Here is a 3,163-nt window from a genome sequence, read left to right as displayed (position 1 = left end):
ATAATCTAAATAATAACGAATGATATCAATGATAATTGATAAAATATGACATTATTTTTTGTAAAAATATGATAAATTAAAAAAACTGGAAAAAATATATATTATCTCCTAATATTCAGTTAATATTGAGGTTAATTTTGATTTAGAGGGTATAATTGAGGATATAATTTATGACTCCAGAAACAATAGTTAAACAGTCTTTAGAAACACCTGGTGGATATACAACATTTAGTGCTGACAACTTCAACGCTTATGTAATGAACACTTACGGGCGTTTTCCCATTGCCCTCGAACAGGGAGAAGGTTGTCGCGTTTGGGATACTGAAGGAAAAGAATATTTAGATTTTGTTGCTGGAATTGCTACCTGTACTCTCGGTCACGCTCACCCTGTGATGATGGCAACAGTGTCAGAGCAAATTAAAAGATTGCATCATGTATCTAATCTATACTATATCCCAGTTCAGGGAGAATTGGCACAGTGGTTAATAGAACATTCCTGTGCTGACAAAGCATTTTTCTGTAATTCTGGAGCAGAAGCTAACGAAGGAGCAATCAAATTAGCTCGAAAATATGCTCACGAAAAGTTAAATATCGAAAATCCTACAATTTTGACCGCCCATGCTAGTTTCCATGGAAGAACTCTGGCAACTATTACTGCAACTGGACAACCGAAATATCACAAAGGTTTTAGTCCATTAATGCCAGGATTTTATTATGTACCCTACAATGATATTACTGCTATAGAAAGCGCGATCGCCGAATTAGACAAAGACAAACGGCAAGTTGCAGCTATTATGTTAGAAGCACTCCAGGGAGAAGGAGGTGTGCGCCCTGGTGATGTAGCTTATTTCCAAAGAATTAGAGAAATTTGCAACGAGAAAGGTATTCTTTTAATATTAGATGAAGTACAAGTAGGAATGGGTCGCAGTGGCAAACTTTGGGGATATGAAAATCTTGGCATTGAACCAGATATTTTCACTTCCGCTAAGGGGTTAGGAGGGGGTATCCCCATCGGCGCAATGTTATGTAAATCTCACTGTGATGTATTTGAACCAGGCAGTCATGCTAGCACTTTTGGCGGAAACCCTTTTGCTTGTGCGGTAGCGTTGGCGGTTTGTCAAACTTTGGAACAGGAAAATTTATTGACAAATGTACAGCAGAGGGGAGAACAGTTGCGAGTAGGATTAAATGCTATTGCAGCCAAATATCCTAACTTATTTACCGAAGTGCGCGGTTGGGGTTTGATTAATGGTATAGAGTTAAATGCAGATATAGAATTGACTTCTATTGATATAGTTAAAGCTGCCATGAATGAAGGTTTGTTACTTGTGCCTGCGGGTCCAAAAGTTTTGCGGTTTGTGCCTCCACTGATAGTTACTGAAACTGAAGTAACCGAAGCTATGGATGCTTTGGCAAGAGCGATCGCTAATACTGAAGTCAGAAGTTAGAAGTCAGAATTAGTCCAGTAGTGGCGTGACACACCTAAAATGTTGCAATAGTAGGGGCGGGTTTCTCCCTTAAATTAATGAGTTTTCACATTTGATTATATAAACCCGCCCGCAATGATGCAACGCACCATTTTATCTATGTCGGCTTAGTAGGAAGTTTCTGTAGAACATCTCTACAAACGTTGTGGTTATTTGGTTTAGGTGGAAAGTTGGAAAATTTATCAAAATAATGACTTATAAAATTAATCATAAATTCAAACGATTAAAAATATGGCTAGTAGTGGGAGTAGCGATCGCCCTCCTCTCTATTTCCCTAAGCACAATATTTACCTCTCCAACTCCAGTCATCGCCAAAGCTACACCAGAAAAAAAAGAAGTGCGGGGAGTCTGGATAACTAACGTTAGTAGTAGCGTATTATTCGCCCCGTGGGCAATTAATCGCGCCCTCCGTCAACTTTCTCTACTCAATTTCAACACTGTTTATCCTGTAACCTGGAACCGAGGTAACACCTTTTACCCCAGTGATGTCGCCAAAAGAGTCATAGGTCAACCTCAAGACCAAACTCTTACTACATTTCGTCTTGGTCAAGATGTACTCAGAGAAATATTTAAACAGTCCCATCGCCAAGGTTTACGAGTTATCCCTTGGTTTGAATATGGTTTCATGGCTCCCATCAACTCTTTATTAGTCAAACGTCATCCTCACTGGGTAACAACAAGTCTTGACAAAAATAGAAATTTTTCTGAGGGTTTCTTTGAATTAGAGTTAAAAGATTTGCTCCCAGAATCAGATGAACAGTCTTTATTAACCCAATTGCAGCAGTCGCTCTCCATCTACAATGTCTGGCTTAACCCCATTCATCCCCAGGTGCAAAACTTTATTCAAGACCTAATATTAGAGGTTGTAAAAAAATACGATGTCGATGGAATTCAAATAGACGATCGCTTCGGAATGCCAGTACAATTTGGCTACGATCCGGTTACAGTTCACCTTTATCGAGAACAACATCAGGGCAAAATGCCTCCAGAAGATTTTACAGATCCAGAATGGATGCAATGGCGGGCAAATCAAATTACTGCCTTTATGGAAAGACTTTATAAATCTATCAAAGCTATTAAACCCAACTGTATTGTGTCTGTATCTTCTAATCCTTATGATTTTGCCTACAAATTATATCTACAAGACTGGCAAACTTGGATCGAGAGAGGCTTAGTAGATGAATTTATTTTGCAGGTGTATCGAAACGATCTACCCTCATTTGTAGAAGAGTTGGAACAACCTGCCGTCAAAAATGCTAAAAATAAAATTCCTTTCAGTATTGGNTATCTACAAGACTGGCAAACTTGGATCGAGAGAGGCTTAGTAGATGAATTTATTTTGCAGGTGTATCGAAACGATCTACCCTCATTTGTAGAAGAGTTGGAACAACCTGCCGTCAAAAATGCTAAAAATAAAATTCCTTTCAGTATTGGTATTCTCACAGGGACTATGAAAACGCTAATGAAAATTGAAAAAGTTCAACAACAGGTAAAAGCAGTACGCGATCGCAATTTTGCTGGAGTATCTTTTTTCTATTGGGAAACTTTATGGAGTTATATGACTCCAGACTCACCCCAAGAGCGACGTTTTGAGTTTAAGAAAATGTTTCCTACTGCTGTATCTCGTCCAAGGCTTGGGAGTGTGGGGAGATAAGGAGTGTGGGGAGTGTGAGAAG

At 38.9% G+C, this 3,163-nt stretch carries 2 protein-coding genes and 1 pseudogene; all 3 read left to right on the top strand.

What is annotated here, in order from left to right; translation table 11 throughout:
• Nucleotides 1–170: 170 nt before the first annotated feature.
• A complete protein-coding gene (locus AFK68_RS04560) occupies nucleotides 171–1,448 on the top strand; it encodes an aspartate aminotransferase family protein (protein WP_094671777.1) in 1,278 nt (425 codons plus the stop codon).
• 229 nt (nucleotides 1,449–1,677) lie between these two features.
• Nucleotides 1,678–2,771, top strand: a pseudogene (locus AFK68_RS04555) (glycoside hydrolase family 10 protein); the annotation flags it as partial.
• Nucleotide 2,772: 1 nt separating this feature from the next.
• A partial coding sequence (locus AFK68_RS38115) for a family 10 glycosylhydrolase (RefSeq protein ID WP_210407227.1) occupies nucleotides 2,773–3,141 on the top strand: 369 nt, incomplete at its 5' end.
• Nucleotides 3,142–3,163 lie beyond the last annotated feature (22 nt).

The sequence above is a fragment of the Hydrocoleum sp. CS-953 genome, assembly GCF_002260545.1.
Taxonomy (GTDB): Bacteria; Cyanobacteriota; Cyanobacteriia; order Cyanobacteriales; family Microcoleaceae; genus Trichodesmium.
Note: the sequence above shows the minus strand (reverse complement) of the source record. Positions and strands in the feature narration are given on the sequence as shown.

Excerpts from the sequence above, each read along its gene's own strand:
- AFK68_RS04560 (WP_094671777.1), top strand. The coding sequence starts at position 171 with ATGACTCCAGAAACAATAGTTAAACAGTCTTTAGAAACACCTGGTGGA.